The sequence below is a fragment of the Shewanella sp. UCD-FRSSP16_17 genome (genome assembly GCF_001675935.1).
Taxonomy (GTDB): Bacteria; Pseudomonadota; Gammaproteobacteria; order Enterobacterales; family Shewanellaceae; genus Shewanella; species Shewanella japonica.
Genome location: NZ_LZFV01000023.1, coordinates 1 through 1,090, shown reverse-complemented (window position 1 = coordinate 1,090; position 1,090 = coordinate 1). Strand labels below are relative to the sequence as shown.

Below are 1,090 nucleotides of genomic sequence, written 5' to 3'. Positions count from 1 at the left end.
CTTGATGTTGTCACCTGGCATTACCATTTCAACGCCTTCTGGAAGCTCGATAGTACCAGTTACGTCAGTTGTACGGAAGTAGAACTGTGGACGGTAGCCTTTGAAGAATGGAGTGTGACGTCCGCCTTCTTCTTTGCTTAACACGTATACTTCTGATTCGAATGTAGTGTGAGGAGTGATTGTACCTGGCTTAGCAAGTACTTGACCACGTTCAACTTCATCACGCTTAGTACCACGTAATAAAACACCACAGTTCTCACCTGCACGACCTTCGTCAAGCAGCTTACGGAACATTTCAACACCAGTACAAGTCGTTTTAGTTGTGTCTTTAACACCAACGATTTCTACTTCGTCACCTACAGTGATGATACCACGCTCTACACGACCAGTAACAACTGTACCACGACCTGAAATTGAGAATACATCTTCAATAGGTAGTAGGAAAGGCTTATCGATGTCACGCTCTGGCTCTGGGATGTAAGTATCTAGAGCTTCAGCAAGTTCGATGATTTTTGGTTCCCAAGCTGCATCGCCTTCAAGCGCTTTAAGTGCAGAACCTTGGATAACTGGTAAGTCATCACCTGGGAAGTCATATTCAGAAAGAAGTTCACGTACTTCCATTTCTACTAATTCAAGTAGCTCTTCATCATCAACCATGTCACATTTGTTCATGAATACGATAACGAAAGGTACACCAACCTGACGTGAAAGTAGGATGTGCTCACGAGTCTGTGGCATTGGGCCATCAGTTGCTGCTACTACTAAGATAGCACCGTCCATTTGTGCAGCACCAGTAATCATGTTTTTAACATAATCGGCGTGACCAGGACAATCTACGTGTGCGTAGTGACGTGTAGGCGTGTCATATTCGATGTGAGAAGTATTAATTGTAATACCACGCTCACGCTCTTCTGGAGCGTTATCGATTTGTGCGAAATCTTTAGTCTCACCGCCGTATGCTTTCGTCAATACTGCTGAGATAGCTGCTGTTAGAGTAGTTTTACCATGGTCAACGTGACCAATTGTACCCACGTTTACGTGTGGTTTACTACGTTCAAATTTTTCTTTAGCCAAAATTTTTCTTTAGCCA

1 protein-coding gene is annotated in these 1,090 nt (G+C 43.6%); it reads right to left on the bottom strand.

Annotation, left to right across the window (positions count from 1 at the left end):
- The coding region (tuf, locus tag A9267_RS11520; RefSeq protein WP_065109270.1) for an elongation factor Tu at window positions 1-1,074 on the bottom strand (1,074 nt) is incomplete at its 3' end.
- Window positions 1,075-1,090 lie beyond the last annotated feature (16 nt).